Here is an 18009-nt window from a genome sequence, read left to right as displayed (position 1 = left end):
GGAGTTGGTGATCTTCGAAAGATCCGGTGCTTTCTCCTCCCCGAGGAGGGCTCGCGTCGTTGTAGGGTCGCATATGTGAACGACAGCCGAGACCAGCGAGAACTGCGTGCCTCCGATGCCGACCGGGACCGGGTCGCGGAGGACCTTCGGGAAGCGGCGGCGGAAGGCCGGCTCAGCCTGACCGAGCTGGACGAGCGGATCGATGCGCTGTACGCGGCGAAGACCTATGGCGAGCTCGAACTGGTTGTCGACGACCTCCCCGGCATCATCCTGCCCGGGAACACCCCGGCGGCGCCCAGGACCCCGCTCGCGACCGGTGGCTCGGTCCCCGACCGGGTCGGCGGTCAACCGGGTGGCCGGTCGGTCAAAGTGGTCTTCAGCGGCGTCCAGCGGCGCGGCCGTTGGGTCGTACCGTCGCGCTACTCGGTCAAGGCCGTATTCGGCGGTGCCGAGCTCGATCTGACCGAAGCCCAGTTGGAGACCCACGAGGTCGATATCGAGATCACCACGGTCTTCGGTGGCGCGGTGGTCTACATCCCGGCTGACGTACACGTTGTCGTGGACGGCAACGGCATCTTCGGCGGTTTTGCCGACGAGGCAAGCGCCCGGCAGCCGCCGCCGGGCGCACCGGTGGTGCGGATCAGCGGCAAAGCAGTCTTCGGGGGAGTCTCGGTGAAACGCAAGCCGGTGGAGTCCTGATGAGCGAGACCCCTGACAAGCCGAGACCAGCCGAGAGTTTTCCTCACGTAGAGAGCCCGGCCGATCTCCGGTGTTCGGACGTGGACCGCGAACGTGTCGCCGAAGCCTTGCGCAACGCCGCCGGTGAGGGGCGGCTGACCCTGACCGAGCTCGAAGAGCGACTGGACGCGGCGTTCAAGGCGCGCACCTACGGCGACTTGCAGCCAATCACCCGCGATCTTCCTGAGGGTCCATACCCGATGCCTGGCGGCGCCACGCAGCAGAGCTGGCAGAACCGGCGGCCGGCGTCGGCGGCTCAGCCAGCTCAGCCGCCGCCTCAGCGGCCCGCCCCCCAGTATTCGCCGCGCCCCGCGGTGCCTAAGGAACAGATCAACGCGATCCTCAGCGAGGAGAAGCGCAGCGGGCGATGGGAGGTCCCGGGCCGTCTGGACCTGACCTCGATCCTCGGCAGCGTCGAACTGGACTTCACCGAGGCCATCGTGCGCGCGCCTGAGGTAGAGATCCGCATCGGTGTGGTCCTGGGCAGTGTGACGGTCATTGTTCCCGACGGCATCGACGTGCGGATGGACTCGATCACCAACATTCTGGGTGACCGCAAGATGAAGCTCGAGACGTCGGTGACCCCTGGGGCTCCTAACTGCCGGATCAGTGGCTTCGTGCTGCTCGGCGAAGTCACGGTTCGTCCGCCCAAGCGGTAGCCAGACTCTCCGGTGTGCTGCCCAGCGCGACGCCGCCGTCCGCGTGTGTCCTGCAGCGCGAGTGTCATAGGGCGCACTCTGCAGGACGCAAGGACGAGTGATGGAGGCTGCGGATCCGCAGATGCGGTATTAGAGTGAATCTCGTGCCGCAATTTCGGATCGCTGATGCTGCCCGATTGCTCGGTGTCAGCGATGACTCGCTGCGTCGATGGGCCGATCAAGGCCGGTTGACGCTGGGCCGTGACGAGGCGGGCCGGCTGGTGGTCGACGGCGTGGAACTCGCTCGTACCGCGCAGGAGATCGGGCCGGCCGAGGCGGCGCTGCCGGCGCCACAGCAGTCGGCTCGCAACCATTTCCCCGGCCTCGTCACCGGCGTCCGTAAGGACGGACTGATGGCACAGGTAGAGATCCAGGCCGGACCACACCGGGTGGTTTCCTTGATGAGCCGGGAAGCGGCCGAGGAACTCGGCCTCGAGGTGGGTGTCGCTGCCATCGCCTCCGTCAAAGCAACCAACGTCGTTGTCGACTTGCCGGGCGGGCGGGCGTGAAAGGCACCCGTGTCGCACTGGTGGCCGGCGTCGGTGTTCTCACCGCCCTCGGGCTCTGGTGGTGGAACGGAAACGACGAGTATCCATCGACGGACGAAGAGGCTTCCGCTGAGGCCGGTGGCACGGTGACGGTCCTCGCGGCCGCATCACTGACCGAGGCGTTCACGGACTTGGCTGACGAGCTGACGGCGCAACATCCTGAACTGGACATCGTGTACTCATTCGGCCCGAGCTCGACGCTCGCCCAGCAGGCGGTAGCCGGGGCTCCGGCGGACATCCTGGTCACTGCTGACATCGAGACCATGGACGTGGCGGTCGAGGCCGGCGTCGTCGCCGGCGCACCGGAGGTCATCGCGCGTAACACGATGGCTCTGGTGACGCCTGCCGACAATCCAGGCGACGTTCGCGGATTGGCTGACCTTGCTCGCAGTGACCTCCGAATCGCGTTGTGCGAGCCGAAAGTGCCGTGCGGTGCCAAGGCGGATGAAGTGCTGGGCGAGGCCGGCGTCGCGGCGGCGCCGGACACTCTCGCCACCGACGTCAAGGAAGTGATGGCGCTGGTGACCCTCGGTGAGGTCGACGCGGCGCTCGTGTACCGGACCGACGCCCTCGCAGCCGGCGACGCCATCCTGACGGTCACGGCCGAGGAACTCACCAAGGTTTCCACGGAGTATCCGGCTGCCCTCCTGGTTCAGGCACACAGTCCACAGGCGGCCAGGTTGGTGATGGACGCGATGACCGGCGAGGTCGGACGCTCTGCCCTGGACACGGCTGGGTTCGCCGAACCGTGAATCGGCAAAGCGCGCTCGCCCGCCGCGCCGCCGATACGGTACGGCAGGACGGGCGCGTCCCCGTCGTGTTGCTGATCCCGGCTATGACCGGCCTGGCGCTGCTGCTTTTGCCGCTCGCCGGGCTGGCGTGGCGGGCGCCGTGGAGCCGGTTGCCGGAGCTCGTGACATCTGAACAAGTGCTGACCGCGTTGCGGCTCTCGGTCACGACGGCGACCATCGCGACCCTGGTGTCTCTAGTCTGCGGGGTGCCGTTGGCTTGGATCCTCGCCCGAAGCCGGCTACCCGGCATGGCGCTGTTGCGGGGACTTGTTCTGGTGCCGCTCGTGCTGCCGCCGGTGATCGGTGGGGTCGCCCTGCTCGTCGCCTTTGGTCGCCGCGGCGTGATCGGCGGCTGGCTGGAGCAGACATGGGGGTTGAGTCTGCCGTTCACCACCGCCGCAGTCGTCTTCGCCCAGGCGTTCGTCGCGATGCCGTTCCTCGTGATCTCGGTGGAAGGATCATTGCGGACCGCCGACCGCCGGTACGACGACATCGCCGCCACCCTGGGAGCGTCATCGTGGACGACGTTCCGGCGGGTGACATTACCGGCCGTCGGACCCGGCATCATGGCTGGCGCGATCCTGGCCTGGGCCCGGGCGCTCGGCGAGTTCGGCGCGACCATCACCTTCGCCGGTAGCTTTCCCGGAACGACGAGGACACTCCCGCTGGAGGCGTACGTAGCCGTCGGCGCCGGCGACACCGACACCGCGATCGTGCTCAGCCTGCTGATGATCGCCATCTGCGTGGCGATCCTGGTCGGCCTGCGCGGGCGCTGGGTGGGAACGCGATGAACGCCCTGGACGCGGCGGTGACGGTCGGGCAGGGGGAGTTCCTGCTGGACATGTCCCTCCACGTGGACGCGGGTGAGGTGGTCGCGTTGCTCGGCCCCAACGGGTCCGGCAAGTCGACGTTGCTGGGGGCGCTAGCCGGGTTACGGCGGCTGCGCAAAGGGCGGATCCAGCTCGGAGGGACCGTCCTCGACGACACCGCTACCGGCCGGCATATGCAGCCGCGAGATCGCCGAGTCGGGCTCGTCGTACAGGACTACCTGCTCTTCCCACACCTTGATGTCACGGAGAACATCGCCTTCGGGCTGCGCGCCCGCGGTGTCGCCCGCGCGACCGCTCGGGCGCGGGCCGGGGAGTGGCTGGAGCAGATGGGCCTGGCCGGGCACGGACGACGCAAACCGACCGAGCTCTCGGGCGGGCAAGCACAGCGGGTGGCGCTGGCGCGGGCGTTGATCGTGGATCCCGCGCTACTGCTGCTGGACGAGCCGCTGGCTGCGCTGGACGCCGGCACCCGGCCTGCAGTGCGCGCCGGGCTCCGGCGCCACCTCACCGGATACGCGGGATGCGCCATCGTGGTCACCCATGATCCGTTGGAGGCCATGGTGCTCGGCGACCGCATCGTGGTGCTGGAACGGGGGCGGGTGGTCCAGGAGGGCACCCCCGCGGCGGTCGCCCGGCACCCACGAACCGAATATGTGGCGCGCCTCGTGGGCTTGAACCTGTTGCGTGGTCATGCGGACGGGAAGAGCGCCGAGCTCAGTGCCGGCGCTGCCGTGGCCCTTCCACACGATCAGCACGGGCCGGTGCACGTCGCGTTCGCGCCGTCGGCGGTGACGCTGAGCCCGGACCGCCCTGGCGGTTCCGCCCGCAATGTGTGGCCCGGAACGATTCAGGACATGGAAGCCCATGGGGACGTGGTGCGGATCAGCGTAGAGGGGGCCGTGCCCTTACTGGCCGACGTCACCCCCTTGGCCGTGGCTGAGCTCGGCCTGGAGCCGGGGGCTTCGATCTGGGCGTCGGTGAAGGCGACCGAGGTCAACGCCTATCCGCGGTGATCGTGCTCACGATCACGGGGAAGTGCGGGGGTGATGCCCGGGGACGGCGCGCACCTTGCGAAGATAGTGCATATGGCCGGTAAAGCTCGTGGTTCGGAAACCACCGGCGACATGGTTCGCGCAGTCTTCTTCCTGTTGGGTGGGCTGGCGTTGGTCGCCGGTTTGTTCGCGATCAATCGTCCTGAGCCCACGCTGCCCGACCCGGTCGACTACGAGGGAGTATTGGCCAACGTCCAGGACCAGTACTCGTACCACGTCGAAGCCCCGGCGCGGGTGCCGGAGGACTGGCGGGCCACCAGCGTTCATCAGGCCCAGGAACGTGGTGGAGACCAGTGGCGCATCGGCTTCCTGATCGATGGCGAGAGTTTTGTTGGACTGGAGCAGTCGGACGGTGAGACGGCCGCTTACCTGCAGGACCGCTTGCACGACTTCGAAGAAGACGGCGTCAGCACGGTGGATGGCGAGAACTGGGAACGATTGGTGGAACGCGGCGGCAACCAGGACCGCGCACTTGTGCGCACAGCCGGCGGCGTGGTCACCATCGTGCGCGGAACCGAGTCCTACGAGACGCTCGAGGAGTTCGTCACCTGGCTCGAGTGAGGCTCGGCGCCCGGCGTCGGGGCAGCGGGCCTGGCTAGGCCTCAGCTGTCAGTGCCGTCGTCTTTGCTGACCTGGGCGAGCTTGTGCCGGGCGCCTTCGAGATAGCGCTCGCACAGGGCGGCGAGTTCTTCACCGCGCTGCCACAACTTCAATGACTCTTCCAGCGTGGTGCCGCCGGCTTCGAGCTTGGCGACGATTTGTACGAGCTCGTCGCGTGCCTGCTCGTAGGTGGGGTCGGCCTCGCTCATAGCCAGCCAACTTATCAGTCCGCGGTGGCCGCGAACTCACCACCGCTGACCATCACACGTAGCCGTTCACCCGACGTGACGTCGTCGGGACTCGTGATGACGGCTCCGTCGGTGGTCTCCGTGTGCTGGACCACCGCATACCCACGCTCGAGCGTCGCCGCCGGAGACAGCGCACGGATCCGCGCCCGGGTGTGGTCGATGTCGACGGCCGCGCGATCCAAAGCATGCCCGATGGTGCGGCGGGCGCGTTTACGCAGCATGTCGAGATCCTCGGCGCGGATTCGGATGCTATGTGCGGCATCGGCCAGAGCCGGCCGGGAGCGGGTGGCGTCGAGGCCGGCCTGCTCATGATCGATCCATTGCCGCAGTCGCACGCGGATTCGCTGCCTCGCCTGGGTCACCCGGGTGAGTTCTTCCAAGACATCGGGTACCACGTGTTTCGCCGCATCGGTGGGGGTCGATGCCCGGACGTCGGTGACGAGATCCAGCAGTGGACTGTCACCCTCATGGCCGATGGCGCTGACCACCGGTGTACGGGCGGCGGAGACGGCGCGCAGCAACGCCTCGTCGGAGAACGGGAGAAGGTCCTCCACCGAACCACCGCCCCGGGCGATGATCACCACGTCCACCTCGGGGTCGCGGTCCAGCGCACGTAGCGCCTCTATCACCTGGCTGGCCGCCGAGGTTCCCTGAACGGCCACGTTCTCCACCTGGAAACGCACCCCCGGCCAGCGCCGCTTCGCGTTCTCGAGCACGTCGTGCTCGGCTTTGGAGTCCCGGCCGCAGATGAGTCCGATCACACCCGGGAGAAAAGGCAGGGCGCGTTTGCGGTCGGCGGCGAAAAGGCCTTCCGCCGCGAGGATCTTGCGCAGGCGCTCCAAGCGGGCGAGGAGCTGTCCGAGGCCGACCGGCCTGATGTCGTCGGCCGCGAGCGACAAGGTGCCCCGGGTGAAGTACCAGGACGGCTTCGCGTGCACGACGATCCGTGCCCCTTCGGTCAGGGGAACTTCGAGCGCGTCGAGGACCCTGGTGGGGGAGGTGACCTGCAAAGATACCTCAGCCGCCGCGTCGCGCAATGTCAGAAAAGCCGTCTGCGTGCCGGGCCGGCGGGAGATCTGGGTGACCTGTCCTTCGACCCAGACGGCGCCGAGCCGGTTGACCCACTGGCCGATCGCCTGGGTGATGACCCGCACCGGTGCCGGATTCTCTGGGGAGGTGTCGAGCGCCATAGCCGCACACGGTACCGCTACCGGTGATGTTCCGGCTTCGGGCGGGCGCTATTCGAAGCCGCGTGGGTATCGCACCTACGATGTAACGTATGACTGCTGAAGGACGTGTGCTGTTGGCCGCTCCCCGAGGTTACTGCGCGGGGGTAGACCGCGCGGTGGTCACGGTCGAGAAGGCCCTTGACCGTTACGGGCCGCCCATCTACGTCCGCAAGCAGATTGTGCACAACTTGCACGTGGTTCAGACGCTGGAGAAGCGCGGGGCCATCTTCGTAGAGGAACTAGACGAGGTTCCCGAGGGCGCGCTGGTGGTGTTCTCCGCCCACGGGGTCTCGCCCATGGTGCACGACGAAGCCGCCGAGCGAGGGCTGCGGACCATCGATGCCACCTGCCCGCTGGTCACCAAGGTGCACAACGAGGCGCGCCGCTTCGCGCGCGAAGACCTCGACATCGTGCTGATCGGCCACGAGGGCCATGAGGAGGTCGAGGGCACCGCCGGAGAGGCCCCGGAGCACATTCAGCTGGTCCAGAGTCCGGACGATGTCGCCAACGTCGAGGTGAGGGATCCCTCGCGGGTGGTGTGGTTGTCACAGACCACCTTGTCGGTCGACGAGACCTACGAGACCGTCAACAAATTGCGCGACCGGTTCCCGGATTTGATGAGCCCACCCAGTGACGACATCTGCTACGCCACCCAGAACCGGCAGGTCGCCATCAAGGAAGTGGCCGCGGAGTCCGAACTCGTCCTGGTGGTGGGTTCGGCCAACTCGTCCAACTCGGTACGGTTGGTCGAGGTTGCCCTCGAGGCCGGTGCCGACGCCGCCTACCGGGTCGACAACGCCTCGGAGATCGACGCGACGTGGCTCGAGGGCGTCAGCACTGTTGGACTCACCAGTGGTGCTTCCGTGCCGGAGGAACTGGTGTCCGGCGTGATCGACTGGCTGGCTGAGCGGGGCTTCCCCAACGTGGAGGAGCACCGCACCACCGAAGAGTCCTTGATCTTCTCGCTCCCCCGCGAGCTGCGCAAGGAGTTGAAGAACACCGACTCGTGACGGGCACGCCGGTGGCGGTGACGTGGGATCTGATCGTCAGGTCTCAACCGGCGGTGCCGTCTCGTGAGGACGGTGACTCTTCGGCGCCGGCATCGATCCCGTAGCGGCGGTCGATCTCGTCCAGGGCCACGAGTGCGTCGTCGGCGGCGGCCACCAGCTCAGGCGCCTGGACTTGTCGCGCTGCCTTCTCCACCTGCGCGACCGAGTCGAGATCGTCGTCGACCACCTTCAGATCGGCCATCTTCCGTGCGGTGACCAGGACCCGGCTCTCCAGCGAGCTGACTGTGCTGTTGTAGGCGCTGACCGCGCTGTCGAGCTGGCGGCCGAGCTTGCTGACGTGCCCGCCCATGGTGGCCAGGCGCGAATGCAGCTCACGGCCGAGCGTGAGCACCTGCTGGGCGTTCTTGGCCAGCGCGTCCTGCCGCCACGTGTAGCCGACCGTGCGTAGCAGCGCGACCAAGGTGGCCGGGGTGGCTAGCACGACGTTGCACTCGAACGCGTACTCGTACAACGTCGGGTCCTGTTCCATCGCGGCGTTGAGGAACACCTCGGACGGCACGAACATGACGACGAACTCCGGCGTGGGGGAGAACTGCTCCCAGTACTGCTTGCCGGCCAGGCTGTCGATGTGGCTCTTGAGGTGGCGCGCGTGGGCCGCGAGCCGGGCGTTCCGAGTGGCTTCGTCCCGCGCCTCCTGGGCTTCGAGGAATCCGTTGAAGGACACCTTGGCGTCGACGACCACGTGTTTTCCGCCGGCGAGGTTGACCAGCATGTCGGGACGGAGCTGGCCGTCGGCGGTGTCAGCGGTGGCTTGCTCGGTGAAGTCGACGTGTTCGAGCATGCCCGCGGCCTCGACCACGCGGCGCAGCTGAAGCTCACCCCAGCGGCCCCGGACCTGCGGCGCGCGCAATGCGGTGACCAGTTGCTGGGTCTCGGTGCGAAGCTGCTCCGAGCTCTTGCCCATGGCTTCCAGTTGGGTGCGTAGCTCGGCATAGGCGTTGGTGCGTGCCTGCTCGAGCGTGCTCACATGATTGCTGACCTTTTCGAGCTGCTCATTCAGCGGCTTGACCAACGCCTCAACAGCGGTGCGGCGTTGGTCAAGCTCACCCTTCGCCCGTTCTTCGGAACCCTTGAGCCGGTCATTGGCCAGCTGAAGGAACTCGTCCCGGTTCTGCCGGAGCGCGGCGGTGGCGAGGCGCTCGAACTCCGGGCCGAGCCGTTCCCGCTCCTGACGGAGCAGCTGCAGCTTCTGCTCGGCGTCGGACTTGGCGTGCGCGAGCTGGGTTTCCAGTCTGGCCTGCTCTGCCTGCGCGGTCTGAAGCTGGCGCGTGGTTTCGTCGTACTTGGCCATGAGGGCGTCTCGGTCCGCGCGTACGGAATCCCGCTCGTCTCGGGCGGCATCGCGCTCAGCGGTCACCGTGGCTGTGCTGCCGGCCACGCGGGCCCGCACCACGAGCGCCCCCAGCGCTGCTCCGATGAGCAGGGCGAGGAATGCGACGAGAAAGGCGGCTCCATCCATGTCTCTTACTTTGCCGGACGGCGGGGACAATGTTGTGAAGACGCGGCGGGAACGGCTGTCTGGTGTCGGATAATCCGCGACACTCCCACCTCCGGTAGCCGCCGTGGGGCCTCAGGTGGTCTCCCGATTACCCGCGCCGCTCAACCCCACGTACGCTTGAGCACCGTGAGTCTCACCATCGGCATCGTCGGGCTGCCCAATGTCGGCAAGTCCACCCTGTTCAACGCGCTGACCAAGAACGACATCCTGGCAGCCAACTACCCGTTCGCCACGATCGAGCCCAACGTCGGTGTCGTAGGCGTCCCGGACCCTCGTATCGAGACATTGGCGAAGATCTTCGGCTCGGCTCGGCAGCTGCCGGCCACCGTCGACTTCGTCGATATCGCCGGCATCGTCAAGGGCGCATCCGAAGGGCAGGGCCTCGGCAACCAGTTCCTGGCCAACATCCGTGAGGCGGACGCGATCTGCCAGGTCATCCGGGTGTTCAACGACCCTGACGTGGTGCACGTCGACGGCCGGATCTCCCCGAAGTCCGACATCGAGATCATCGAGACCGAGCTGATCCTGGCTGATCTGCAGACGATCGAGAAGGCACTGCCACGGCTGGCCCGGGAGGCCAGGATGGCCAAGGACAAACAGGCCGCCGTCGCCGCGGTCGAGGAGGCCAAGGCGGTCCTGGAAGAGGGGCGTACGGTCTTCGCCGCTGAACTGGACCTCGAGCCGTTGCGCGAGCTGCACCTGCTGACCGCCAAGCCATTCCTCTACGCGTTCAACATGGACGACGAAGAGCTGTCCAACGAACAGCTCAGGACCGAGATGCAGCAGCTGGTGACTCCGGCCGAAGCGATCTTCCTCGACGCCAAGATCGAGGCGGAGCTCGCCGAGCTGGACGAAGCGGACTCCCTGGAGCTGTTGCAGTCCATCGGACAGGAAGAGTCCGGTCTGGACATGCTGGCCCGGGTCGGCTTCGACACCCTGGGTTTGCAGACGTATCTCACGGCCGGCCCGAAAGAGGCACGGGCCTGGACCATTCCGAAGGGTGCCACCGCGCCGGAAGCGGCCGGCGTCATTCACACGGACTTCCAGCGCGGATTCATCAAAGCCGAGATCGTGTCGTTCGACGATCTGGTGGAGGCGGGCTCCATGGCCGAGGCCAAGGCGAAGGGCCTGGTCCGGATGGAGGGCAAGGACTACGTGATGCGCGACGGCGACGTCGTGGAGTTCCGGTTCAACGTGTAGTCGCGTTCCGGTTCAACTGCTGGCCGGGGTGCGCCGTCTCCCGGATGGTCGACGTCGGTCAGTGTTGAGCACGAGGATCGACGCCGCTCTGCAGCCGTACCGGGAGACCGAGGCGGTGCTCGGCTTTGACGACAAGGCTGTCGACCATTACGCCGACGTCCTCGTCGCACGCGAGGGAGCCGCTTGCCATGGCCGAGCTCTATTCCTTTGTCGTCGAAGTGCCGGAGTTGGTGAGTGATGCCGCCCGTCGTGCCCGGATTTGCTCGGTCAGGATGTCACCGTGACCGGCATGCCGGGCCAGTTCGGCGATCATGTGCCCGTATATGAAACGCAAGTTCACCGGACCTTGATGCCAGGGGAACTGCTCGTCCAGGTCATGAGCCGCGGCGACGGCGCGTGAGTGGTCACATGCGTCGAGGAATGCCTGCCGGACCCCTTCGATGGTGTCCTCCGGCTCGATGGTGAAGCTGTCGTCGATGGCGTCCGGCAGGCCCAGCTGCCCACGGGAGACTCCCGCGACTCGGGAGTGGAACCACACCTTTTCGACGAATGTCGCGTGCTTGACCAGCCCGAGCGGCGTGGTCAGCGACGGAACCAGACGCAGTTGGGCCTCGGCATCGTCGATGTTGTCGAGAAGCTTCGCGATCTCCGCCCGCTGTGCGTCGAGGAGCCCTTCGAGGAGTGCCCGCTCGTCTGCCAGGTAGACCTTCATGAGACAGATGTTAGGCCTCGATGGTGCCGCCCGGCGCCGCACTGTGCCTGGTGTGACGAAGCCGACCGATGCACAGTACCGTCGTGGCTGCTTGACCGCTCGTCGCTGGGGCGGTCTTTGTCCGCGCTTCGCGGGCCGGATACTGTACGGCGGTGATCGAGAGACGACATATCCAGAGCCTGGATGGTGCCCGCAAGGCTCAGGTCGTGGCTACCGATGAGCTGATCTTCTTCTCCGGTATCCACCCCGATTCCACCGACGGCGACGTCAAGGAGCAGACCCGCTCGGCGTTGGCGCGACTCGATACGCTGCTGGGCGAGTTGGGCGAGAACCAGGCGTCGGTCCTGATGATCCACGTGTGGTTGAAAGACATGCGCTACTTCGGTGCCATGAACGCAGCCTGGAATGAGTGGGCCGATCCCGACAATCCGCCGGCTCGCACCTGTGTGTCCGGTGAGTTGTACCGGCCCGACCTGCTGGTCGAGTTCGTCGTCACCGCGTGCCGTACCAGCCGGGGCAATTCGTGAGCATCACGAAGATCGGACGGGTAACGGGACCGCCGGCGCCGAACATCCACCTCGGCGCGGTCTGCGCCTCGATGGTGTCGGTCTGCCTCACGGCCCCGGAAAAGTCGGGCACGCTGGCCGAGCAAACCGGCCAGATACTCGAGATCATCGACGGCCATCTGCGAGAAGCCGGCTCGTCGCGCGCGAAGCTACTGATGGTTCAGGTCTGGTTGGCTCACATGGATGAGTTCCCGGCGTTCCGCGACGTGTGGAACGGTTGGATAGACCCCGACCATGTTCCCGCGCTCTCGGTGGTGCAGGCTGCGGCGTCGCGCCGAGACTCGTTGGTCGAGATCCGCGCCTACGGCGCGCCCTGAGGAGTGCGGGCACGTGGCGAGCGCGGCAACTGAGGATGGCGGCATGAACCAGCCGGCGGATATCGTGATTCGGCCCGCGCGGGTGGAAGACATCCCCGTCCTCCTGGCATTTTGGGCCGAAGCGGGGGAGAACCACGGGAGGCCTGTCGACAACGCACCTGTTGTCGAAGCATTGCTGTCACGAGATCCCGATGCGCTGATCGTCGCGGAACTCGGCGAGATCATCGTGGGGACGGTGATCGCCGGATGGGACGGATGGAGGGCCCATCTCTACCGGCTGGCCGTGGCTCCCGATCATCGGGGCAGAGGCATCGCCAGACTGCTTCTCGAGGATGCAGAGCGGCGACTGCGCTCGCTGGGTGCGATCCGGTTCGACGCGATGGTCCTGGCTACGAACTCTGCCGGGGCCAGCGCCTGGGCGGCGATGGACTACCATCCGCAGGAGGAGTGGGTCCGCTGGGTCAAGCGTGCCACAACAGAGGCGAGCTCTGATTAGAGCACCATGGAAGCAGGCCCTCATGCGCCGGCGGCAGCCTCCGGGCAATCGACGCGCGTCGCGGCTGGTCATCTGTTGAACATGTGGCGGCACGCGTCGATACCGTCGACCACGATGCCGCCGGACGGGACGTCGGCCCACCGAGAACGGCTCAGGCGCAGCCGGTCAGACGTCAAAACCTCGGACCCTCTCGCGTCGCGCGAGATCCCATCGGGTTCGTACCCCAGCTTGCGGGACACCGCCTGTGAGGCGTGGTTGTCCTGAAAGACCTCGCTTCGTGCCGCTTCGGCGCCGAGGTGGTCGAAGGCCAAGGTGAGGACGCCCTTGCGAGCCTCGGTTCCGAATCCCCGCCCGTGGTGTGGGAGGCCCAGCCACGACGACGTGGTCACCTCGCGCACGACTGAGAAGTCTTTTGCGCGCAGAGTGACCATGCCGACCGGCTCGCCGGTGTCGGTGAATATTCCCATCCCGAGGGCCCAGTCATCGACCGTCCACTCGGCCAGTTCGCTCCAGTGACTTTGCAATACGATCTCCGCTCGATCCTTTGCGGAGCCGTCGGTCCATGGTGTGAGGAAGGGGCGCTCTGAACGACGGTGGATGCCCCGTCCGGCTAGTTCCGCGAGCTGAGCGATCTCCGCCTCTCGGGGTAGGCGCAACCGGAGATGCGCGGTGGTGATGGTGAGGTGAAATGTTGGCCAGAGATCGTTGATCACACCCGAGATGGTGCAACAAATCGGGTCGGTGCGCTAACGCATTTCCATAGTTGTCCGGACGTCGGGTTGTCGGGGACGCAGCCTCTGGCCGAGTTCCGTTTCAGCAGGTGATCGCCTATACCCGCGCTTCTTGTACGGAGCTGTTGGACGCGCGGCCGGAGCTGTGGAACTGCCGACGATAGGTGGTGGGCGACAGCCCGGTCTCGGCGGTGAGATGAGTCCGCAGATTCGCGGAGGTGCCTAGGCCACTTGCGTGTGCTATCTGCTCGACAGACAGCGCCGTGGTCTCGAGGAGTCTGCGGGCATGCGCCAATCGTAGGGCGGACAACCATTCCAACGGGGTGCGGCCGATCTCCGCGCGAAACCGGCGGTGCAGGGTGGCGGGGCTCATGGCCGCGCGTCGTGCGATGTCTCCGACGCCGATGGACTCGGTGGCGTGCCGTTCCGCCCAGTCGAGGGCCGCTGAGAGTGCCGATCCGGTGTCGCGAGGTATGGGGCGCTCGATGAACTGTCGCTGACCGCCGGGACGATGAGCGGCGAAAACGAGTCGGCGTGCCACGGCGGTCGCGATGTCCGTACCGTGGTCCGTGCGCACGATGTGCAGTGCGAGATCGAGCGCGGCGGCACTGCCCGCGGAGGTGAGGATGTCGCCGTCGTCGATGAACAGCACGTTCTCGTCCAGAACGACGTCGGGAAACCGGAGGCGGAATTCGTCGGCCCATTTCCAGTGGACGGTGGCCCGGCGTCCGGCGAGTACGCCGGCCTCGGCGAGGGTGAAAGCGCCGCTGCACATGCCAACCAGGCGTGCGCCGCGTTCGTGGGCCCGGGTGATCGCGGCCAGCACCTCCGGGTGCCGCGGGCTGGAGGTGTCGGGACGGTTCGGCACGATCACGGTGTCCGCCTGGTCGAGGACACGGAGGCCGGCGAGTTCGGTCATCGTGAAGAAATCCTGGCGCATCGGCACCCGCTGCTGACGGGCACACAACTGAAAGTCGTACAGCAGTCCGCCGGCTTCCGGGCGGTGGATGCCGAACACCTCCGTCATGCAGGCGATCTCGAACGGGTTTGAACCCTCGTCGACCAGTGCTCCGATTCGATGGAGCGTGCCTTGAGAGGATTCTTGCGACATGCGACGTTTATCGCACTGTTGGTGCTAGAACGCAAGCGTCAGCATGGTTGGTATGACCGCTACGACGCTGAACATCGACGACGCACTGGCAACGTTCGACGAGTTGTGGAGTCCGCGGATTCTCACCCACGTCAACGATTGGGACGTCCGCCTGGCCAAAGTCAAGGGCGAGTACGTCTGGCACGCACACGCTGATACCGATGAACTGTTCATCGTGCTGGACGGTGTGCTCGACATCTACCTCCGCGGCGCCGATGGATCCGAGCGCAGCGTACGTCTCGGCCGGCACGACGTCTTCGTCGTACCGAAGGGCACGGAACACCGCCCGGTGTCGGAGAACGGCGCGACGATGATGCTGTTCGAGCCGTCGGGGACCCTGACAACAGGCGACTACGCGGGCGATGTGCCGGAGCATATCATCTCGACGACTGGCACGCCGATGATCTGACCGTCCTGCGGGTCGGAATTCGTTTGCCACGTCGTGTCTCGCACCAGCAGGATGACGGGCATGACAAGCCCTGACCGCCTCCTCGCGGCATACGACGATCAGCTCCGCACTGACGCGGAGACACCCAGCGCGGTCTCGGTCATCCGGCACGGTCCGCTGCGACTGATCACGTTCCCAGGTGGACGCGGCTTCGTCACCTACCGCGACCTCGGCGGAGCGGATGCCAGCACGATCCGGCAGCTCGTCGGCGACGCACTCGCCCACTACCGGGCGGACGCCGATATCAACCGAGTCGAATGGAAGACCCGTGGCCACGACCACGCGCCGGGATTGCACGAAGCGTTGCTGGAGAACGGATTCGATCGCGGCGAGACCGAGTCGATCATGATTGGCGAGGCACAAGCGCTTGCCACCGACGTGGCGTTGCCGGACGGCGTGGCGTTGCGCCGGGTGGTCGAGGGAGCGGATGTCCGTGCGATGTGCGCGATGCAGGACGAAGTCTTTGGTGATGATCTGGGCATGCAGATGGTGGAAGCGCTCATGCGGCGGCTGTCTTTCGGCGACGGTATGGAGTTATGGGTGGCCGAGGCAGAGGGGCGGGTGATCAGCGCCGGGCGGCTCGAACCGGTGAAGGGGACCGAGTTCGCCGGGATTTGGGGTGGCGCTACCCGCGAGGAATGGCGGGGGCGTGGAATCTATCGCGCGTTGACCGCCGCGCGGGCAAGCTCGGCACTCGCGCACGGTAAGAGACTGATCAATAGTGACTCGACCGAGTATTCACGTCCGATTCTCGAACGTTCCGGGTTGGTCAAGGTGTCGACGACGACGCCCTACATGTGGCGGCGCTGACAAGCAGGACGTCGCGTTGTGTCCTGCGGATCGAGCGTCCCAGCGCACGGCTGGCAGGACGCAAACCAACGTCCTGCAAACCGGGCTGTCGGTCACCGATCGTAGAGTTGTGTCTCATGACACGGCCGACGCGTTGGGTGACCGACACCAAAGAGGGCCACTCGCAGTGGTATATCGACCGCTTCCGCCGGATGGCGGCGCAGGGAGAGGATCTTGTGGGTGAGGCTCGGCTGGTCGACGCCATGGTCGCCCGGCAGGCGCGGATCCTCGACGCCGGCTGTGGCACCGGGCGGCTTTCGGGTGATCTGCATGCGCGCGGGCACACTGTCGTCGGGGTTGACGCGGATCCGGAGCTGATCGAGGCAGCGGAGAAGGACCATCCGGGCCCGTCGTACGTCGTGGCCGATCTGGCCGAGCTGGACCTTGGCATGATCGGCGAGACAAAGCAGTTCGATGCCGTGTTGCTCGCCGGGAACGTGATGGTGTTCCTCGCGCCTGGAACAGAGACCGAAGTACTGCGGCGGATCAAAGCGGCTGTCACGGCGGAAGGTTTCGTGGTCGCCGGATTCCACGTCAATCGGGAGCTGGCGCTGGCTGACTTCGACCAATATGTGGCCGACGCCGGGCTGCGCATCGAGCACCGGTTCGCCACGTGGGACCTGAAGGCGTGGCACTCCGACGCTGATTTCGCCGTCACGGTTCTGCGGCACGTCAACCCGGCTTGAGAGCCGCTATTCAGCCCACCTGCGATCGCCGGTAAACGAGGCGGAGAGCCACAGGTCGTATCCGAGATCCCCGAGATCGTCGGTGATGTCTTGGCGAATTGTGTCGAGCGATTCCACCGATCTCGCTGACGTCTCCTCACCCACCACGAAGTCGACCTCGAGTACGAGTTGCCCGCCGATTTTCGTGCTGCGCAGATATGAGTCGTCGAATCCATACCGCTGCTCGATGGCGTCGATGCAATTGCGCAACCGCCCTTCGATATCGGCGGGAGGAGCCATTTGAAGCACTTCGCGCAATCCCTGACCCAGCAGCCGGGCCGGCATCACCAGGAATAGCAGGCACACCAATGCCACCATTGCCGGGTCGATGTAATTGGCGGCCGCCTCGTGACCGAGCCGTTCCAGGATCACGGCCAGGATGAAGCCGGCGAGCACACCGGCGCTCAGCACTGTATCCATCAGCCATTGAGTGGTCTCGGCGCGGAGCAAGTCTGATCGCACGGCGCGCTGTTTGCGGTGCAGGTAGAACGCGACAATGCCACATCCAGTGGTTGCCGCGGCGGCGTAGGCTACGGCCCAGCCCGTGTCAATGTCACGACCGCCTGCCAGCAGGTCCATGACCGCGACTATCAGCGCGTAGACACAGAGTGATCCGATCGCTATTGCCTTGACGATAATCGTCAATGGTTCCAAAGCGTCGCGGCCGAATGGGAAACGCTTGCTCTGTCCCTTGCGGATGACTCGGAATGCTAGGAGCGAAAGAGTGGACAGCAGCACACTGATAAGTGAGTACAAGCCATCGAAGACGATCATCTGGGAACTCACGGAGAGACCCCAGACAATCGCGGCAGCCGCCCAGAAAAGCGCCACCCAAATGGACAAGAGAATCAGGCGGGTGACAGTCCGCGAGTTCTTCACCCGCTCAGGGTACTGGTCCGGCTGAACTCGACGGGGGATTTCCGGGCCCTTCCCAAGACCAGACGCCTTGGTCGCCGGACTTGATGCGGTGGACCATGTCTTGCGCCCAGGCCAGTTCCGCCTTGGCGAGTGCGATGTTCAGGCGGTGCATGGCAGAAACGTGGAACGGAGTGTCGTGCAGCGGGTCTCCGCTACCGCTCTGGATCCGTTCGATTTCCCGCTCCGCGACCAGTATGTCGCTGGTCAGCCTGTGCTGGCGGGCTTTGAGCGCGGCGAGGACATCATCGTGATTGGAGAACGGCAGTTGCGCGACGGCGGCCAGCAGCGGATGCGGCGCTGGCTTGGCGTCCCACCAAGCATCGCGGAGCATCGAGTGGTACTGTTTCTCGCCCTCGTCGGTGACCCGGTACGTTGTACGAGCCGGTCGGTGGCCGTCGCGCGAGGTGTCGACCACGCTGATCAACCCGTCTTGCTCAAGCGTTTTGAGCGCGCCGTAGATCGAGCCCGGCGCGATGTTCGCCCAGTCTTCGGCACCCCACGACATCAGCTCCCGACGCACGTCGTAGCCATGAACCGGCTGGAGAAGCCGGACGATCGCGAGTACGAGTTGCCGGGTGGGTGGTGGCGCCATGCT

Annotated in this window: 24 protein-coding genes; 15 read left to right on the top strand and 9 right to left on the bottom strand. The window is 66.0% G+C overall.

The window, feature by feature from the left end; translation table 11 throughout:
• Positions 1–75: 75 nt before the first annotated feature.
• The 7 genes from F7O44_RS22345 to F7O44_RS22315 all read left to right on the top strand — a co-directional run bounded on the left by F7O44_RS22345 (position 76) and on the right by F7O44_RS22315 (position 5218).
• A complete protein-coding gene (locus F7O44_RS22345; protein ID WP_162452488.1) occupies positions 76–699 on the top strand; it encodes a DUF1707 domain-containing protein in 624 nt (207 codons plus the stop codon).
• Positions 699–1397: a DUF1707 SHOCT-like domain-containing protein gene (locus F7O44_RS22340; protein ID WP_162452487.1), complete on the top strand. Its 699-nt coding sequence runs from the start codon at positions 699–701 to the stop codon at positions 1395–1397. The genes F7O44_RS22345 and F7O44_RS22340 overlap by 1 nt, the downstream gene beginning before the upstream one ends.
• A gap of 143 nt (positions 1398–1540) precedes the next feature.
• Positions 1541–1945, top strand: a complete 405-nt coding sequence (locus tag F7O44_RS22335; RefSeq protein ID WP_162452486.1) for a TOBE domain-containing protein — start codon at positions 1541–1543, stop codon at positions 1943–1945.
• The gene (gene modA / locus F7O44_RS22330) at positions 1942–2736 is read left to right on the top strand and encodes a molybdate ABC transporter substrate-binding protein (RefSeq protein ID WP_222851598.1); all 795 of its coding nucleotides are present in this window, start codon (positions 1942–1944) and stop codon (positions 2734–2736) included. Before F7O44_RS22335 ends, modA begins: the two co-directional genes overlap by 4 nt.
• A gap of 83 nt (positions 2737–2819) precedes the next feature.
• Positions 2820–3566: an ABC transporter permease gene (locus F7O44_RS22325; protein ID WP_162452574.1), complete on the top strand. Its 747-nt coding sequence runs from the start codon at positions 2820–2822 to the stop codon at positions 3564–3566.
• A complete protein-coding gene (locus F7O44_RS22320) occupies positions 3563–4618 on the top strand; it encodes an ABC transporter ATP-binding protein (RefSeq protein ID WP_162452485.1) in 1056 nt (351 codons plus the stop codon). The genes F7O44_RS22325 and F7O44_RS22320 overlap by 4 nt, the downstream gene beginning before the upstream one ends.
• Before the next feature lie 72 nt (positions 4619–4690).
• The gene (locus F7O44_RS22315) at positions 4691–5218 is read left to right on the top strand and encodes a DUF4245 domain-containing protein (protein ID WP_162452484.1); all 528 of its coding nucleotides are present in this window, start codon (positions 4691–4693) and stop codon (positions 5216–5218) included.
• Positions 5219–5259: 41 nt separating this feature from the next.
• Here F7O44_RS22315 and F7O44_RS22310 read toward each other — a convergent pair whose 3' ends face one another.
• Complete coding sequence (locus tag F7O44_RS22310; RefSeq protein WP_162452483.1) at positions 5260–5466, bottom strand: exodeoxyribonuclease VII small subunit; 207 nt, start codon at positions 5464–5466, stop codon at positions 5260–5262.
• A gap of 14 nt (positions 5467–5480) precedes the next feature.
• On the bottom strand, positions 5481–6695 hold the full coding sequence (xseA, locus tag F7O44_RS22305) for an exodeoxyribonuclease VII large subunit (RefSeq protein ID WP_162452482.1): 1215 nt from the start codon (positions 6693–6695) through the stop codon (positions 5481–5483).
• 89 nt (positions 6696–6784) lie between these two features.
• Here xseA and F7O44_RS22300 point away from each other — a divergent pair, with 89 nt between their 5' ends.
• Entirely contained in the window at positions 6785–7744 is a 960-nt protein-coding gene (locus tag F7O44_RS22300) for a 4-hydroxy-3-methylbut-2-enyl diphosphate reductase (protein ID WP_162452481.1), read from the top strand.
• A gap of 43 nt (positions 7745–7787) precedes the next feature.
• On the opposite strand, the gene F7O44_RS22295 is transcribed toward F7O44_RS22300, so the two are convergent.
• Complete coding sequence (locus F7O44_RS22295) at positions 7788–9263, bottom strand: DNA recombination protein RmuC (protein ID WP_246221309.1); 1476 nt, start codon at positions 9261–9263, stop codon at positions 7788–7790.
• 165 nt (positions 9264–9428) lie between these two features.
• Here F7O44_RS22295 and ychF point away from each other — a divergent pair, with 165 nt between their 5' ends.
• Positions 9429–10502 carry a redox-regulated ATPase YchF gene (gene ychF, locus F7O44_RS30590; RefSeq protein ID WP_162452480.1) on the top strand — a complete coding sequence of 358 codons (1074 nt, stop codon included), beginning with the start codon at positions 9429–9431 and terminating at the stop codon, positions 10500–10502.
• A gap of 58 nt (positions 10503–10560) precedes the next feature.
• Here the strand turns inward: ychF and F7O44_RS31305 are convergent, their stop codons facing one another.
• A complete protein-coding gene (locus F7O44_RS31305) occupies positions 10561–10692 on the bottom strand; it encodes a hypothetical protein (RefSeq protein ID WP_281353636.1) in 132 nt (43 codons plus the stop codon).
• A gap of 9 nt (positions 10693–10701) precedes the next feature.
• Positions 10702–11214 carry a DinB family protein gene (locus F7O44_RS22285; protein ID WP_162452479.1) on the bottom strand — a complete coding sequence of 171 codons (513 nt, stop codon included), beginning with the start codon at positions 11212–11214 and terminating at the stop codon, positions 10702–10704.
• A 152-nt stretch (positions 11215–11366) separates the two neighbouring features.
• Between F7O44_RS22285 and F7O44_RS22280 the strand changes: the two genes are divergently transcribed.
• The 3 genes from F7O44_RS22280 to F7O44_RS22270 are packed head-to-tail and all read left to right on the top strand — an operon-like array spanning position 11367 to position 12593.
• Positions 11367–11741 (top strand): Rid family hydrolase, encoded by a 375-nt coding sequence (locus F7O44_RS22280; RefSeq protein WP_162452478.1) that lies wholly within the window; start codon positions 11367–11369, stop codon positions 11739–11741.
• Positions 11738–12097 carry a Rid family hydrolase gene (locus tag F7O44_RS22275; protein ID WP_162452477.1) on the top strand — a complete coding sequence of 120 codons (360 nt, stop codon included), beginning with the start codon at positions 11738–11740 and terminating at the stop codon, positions 12095–12097. Before F7O44_RS22280 ends, F7O44_RS22275 begins: the two co-directional genes overlap by 4 nt.
• Positions 12098–12140: 43 nt before the next feature.
• Entirely contained in the window at positions 12141–12593 is a 453-nt protein-coding gene (locus tag F7O44_RS22270) for a GNAT family N-acetyltransferase (protein WP_162452476.1), read from the top strand.
• Between the two features lie 68 nt (positions 12594–12661).
• Here F7O44_RS22270 and F7O44_RS22265 read toward each other — a convergent pair whose 3' ends face one another.
• Together F7O44_RS22265 and F7O44_RS22260 are read right to left on the bottom strand one after the other, a co-directional pair.
• Positions 12662–13306: a GNAT family N-acetyltransferase gene (locus F7O44_RS22265; protein ID WP_162452475.1), complete on the bottom strand. Its 645-nt coding sequence runs from the start codon at positions 13304–13306 to the stop codon at positions 12662–12664.
• Positions 13307–13421: 115 nt separating this feature from the next.
• Positions 13422–14435 carry a GlxA family transcriptional regulator gene (locus F7O44_RS22260; protein ID WP_162452474.1) on the bottom strand — a complete coding sequence of 338 codons (1014 nt, stop codon included), beginning with the start codon at positions 14433–14435 and terminating at the stop codon, positions 13422–13424.
• A gap of 52 nt (positions 14436–14487) precedes the next feature.
• On the opposite strand from F7O44_RS22260, the gene F7O44_RS22255 reads away from it, so the two are divergent.
• The 3 genes from F7O44_RS22255 to F7O44_RS22245 all read left to right on the top strand — a co-directional run bounded on the left by F7O44_RS22255 (position 14488) and on the right by F7O44_RS22245 (position 16457).
• Entirely contained in the window at positions 14488–14883 is a 396-nt protein-coding gene (locus F7O44_RS22255) for a cupin domain-containing protein (RefSeq protein ID WP_162452473.1), read from the top strand.
• A 60-nt stretch (positions 14884–14943) separates the two neighbouring features.
• A complete protein-coding gene (locus F7O44_RS22250; protein WP_162452472.1) occupies positions 14944–15732 on the top strand; it encodes a GNAT family N-acetyltransferase in 789 nt (262 codons plus the stop codon).
• A gap of 116 nt (positions 15733–15848) precedes the next feature.
• Positions 15849–16457 (top strand): class I SAM-dependent methyltransferase, encoded by a 609-nt coding sequence (locus tag F7O44_RS22245; protein WP_162452471.1) that lies wholly within the window; start codon positions 15849–15851, stop codon positions 16455–16457.
• 6 nt (positions 16458–16463) lie between these two features.
• Here F7O44_RS22245 and F7O44_RS22240 read toward each other — a convergent pair whose 3' ends face one another.
• Together F7O44_RS22240 and F7O44_RS22235 are read right to left on the bottom strand one after the other, a co-directional pair.
• Positions 16464–17375 (bottom strand): cation efflux transmembrane domain-containing protein, encoded by a 912-nt coding sequence (locus F7O44_RS22240; protein ID WP_162452470.1) that lies wholly within the window; start codon positions 17373–17375, stop codon positions 16464–16466.
• A 4-nt stretch (positions 17376–17379) separates the two neighbouring features.
• The gene (locus F7O44_RS22235) at positions 17380–18006 is read right to left on the bottom strand and encodes a PadR family transcriptional regulator (protein ID WP_162452469.1); all 627 of its coding nucleotides are present in this window, start codon (positions 18004–18006) and stop codon (positions 17380–17382) included.
• Positions 18007–18009: the final 3 nt, after the last annotated feature.

This window comes from Phytoactinopolyspora mesophila, from assembly GCF_010122465.1.
GTDB lineage: Bacteria > Actinomycetota > Actinomycetes > Jiangellales > Jiangellaceae > Phytoactinopolyspora > Phytoactinopolyspora mesophila.
Note: the sequence above shows the minus strand (reverse complement) of the source record. Positions and strands in the feature narration are given on the sequence as shown.

What these genes read in the sequence shown, in the direction of transcription:
- F7O44_RS22340 (WP_162452487.1), top strand. Translation starts at nt 699, where the DNA reads ATGAGCGAGACCCCTGACAAGCCGAGACCAGCCGAGAGTTTTCCTCAC.
- F7O44_RS22255 (WP_162452473.1), top strand. Translation starts at nt 14,488, where the DNA reads ATGACCGCTACGACGCTGAACATCGACGACGCACTGGCAACGTTCGAC.
- F7O44_RS22325 (WP_162452574.1), top strand. Translation starts at nt 2,820, where the DNA reads ATGACCGGCCTGGCGCTGCTGCTTTTGCCGCTCGCCGGGCTGGCGTGG.
- F7O44_RS22260 (WP_162452474.1), bottom strand. Translation starts at nt 14,435, where the DNA reads ATGTCGCAAGAATCCTCTCAAGGCACGCTCCATCGAATCGGAGCACTG.
- F7O44_RS22285 (WP_162452479.1), bottom strand. Translation starts at nt 11,214, where the DNA reads ATGAAGGTCTACCTGGCAGACGAGCGGGCACTCCTCGAAGGGCTCCTC.
- F7O44_RS22295 (WP_246221309.1), bottom strand. Translation starts at nt 9,263, where the DNA reads ATGGATGGAGCCGCCTTTCTCGTCGCATTCCTCGCCCTGCTCATCGGA.
- F7O44_RS31305 (WP_281353636.1), bottom strand. Translation starts at nt 10,692, where the DNA reads ATGGCAAGCGGCTCCCTCGCGTGCGACGAGGACGTCGGCGTAATGGTC.
- F7O44_RS22320 (WP_162452485.1), top strand. Translation starts at nt 3,563, where the DNA reads ATGAACGCCCTGGACGCGGCGGTGACGGTCGGGCAGGGGGAGTTCCTG.
- xseA (WP_162452482.1), bottom strand. Translation starts at nt 6,695, where the DNA reads ATGGCGCTCGACACCTCCCCAGAGAATCCGGCACCGGTGCGGGTCATC.
- F7O44_RS22310 (WP_162452483.1), bottom strand. Translation starts at nt 5,466, where the DNA reads ATGAGCGAGGCCGACCCCACCTACGAGCAGGCACGCGACGAGCTCGTA.
- F7O44_RS22250 (WP_162452472.1), top strand. Translation starts at nt 14,944, where the DNA reads ATGACAAGCCCTGACCGCCTCCTCGCGGCATACGACGATCAGCTCCGC.
- F7O44_RS22270 (WP_162452476.1), top strand. Translation starts at nt 12,141, where the DNA reads ATGAACCAGCCGGCGGATATCGTGATTCGGCCCGCGCGGGTGGAAGAC.
- F7O44_RS22245 (WP_162452471.1), top strand. Translation starts at nt 15,849, where the DNA reads ATGACACGGCCGACGCGTTGGGTGACCGACACCAAAGAGGGCCACTCG.
- F7O44_RS22235 (WP_162452469.1), bottom strand. Translation starts at nt 18,006, where the DNA reads ATGGCGCCACCACCCACCCGGCAACTCGTACTCGCGATCGTCCGGCTT.
- F7O44_RS22315 (WP_162452484.1), top strand. Translation starts at nt 4,691, where the DNA reads ATGGCCGGTAAAGCTCGTGGTTCGGAAACCACCGGCGACATGGTTCGC.
- F7O44_RS22300 (WP_162452481.1), top strand. Translation starts at nt 6,785, where the DNA reads ATGACTGCTGAAGGACGTGTGCTGTTGGCCGCTCCCCGAGGTTACTGC.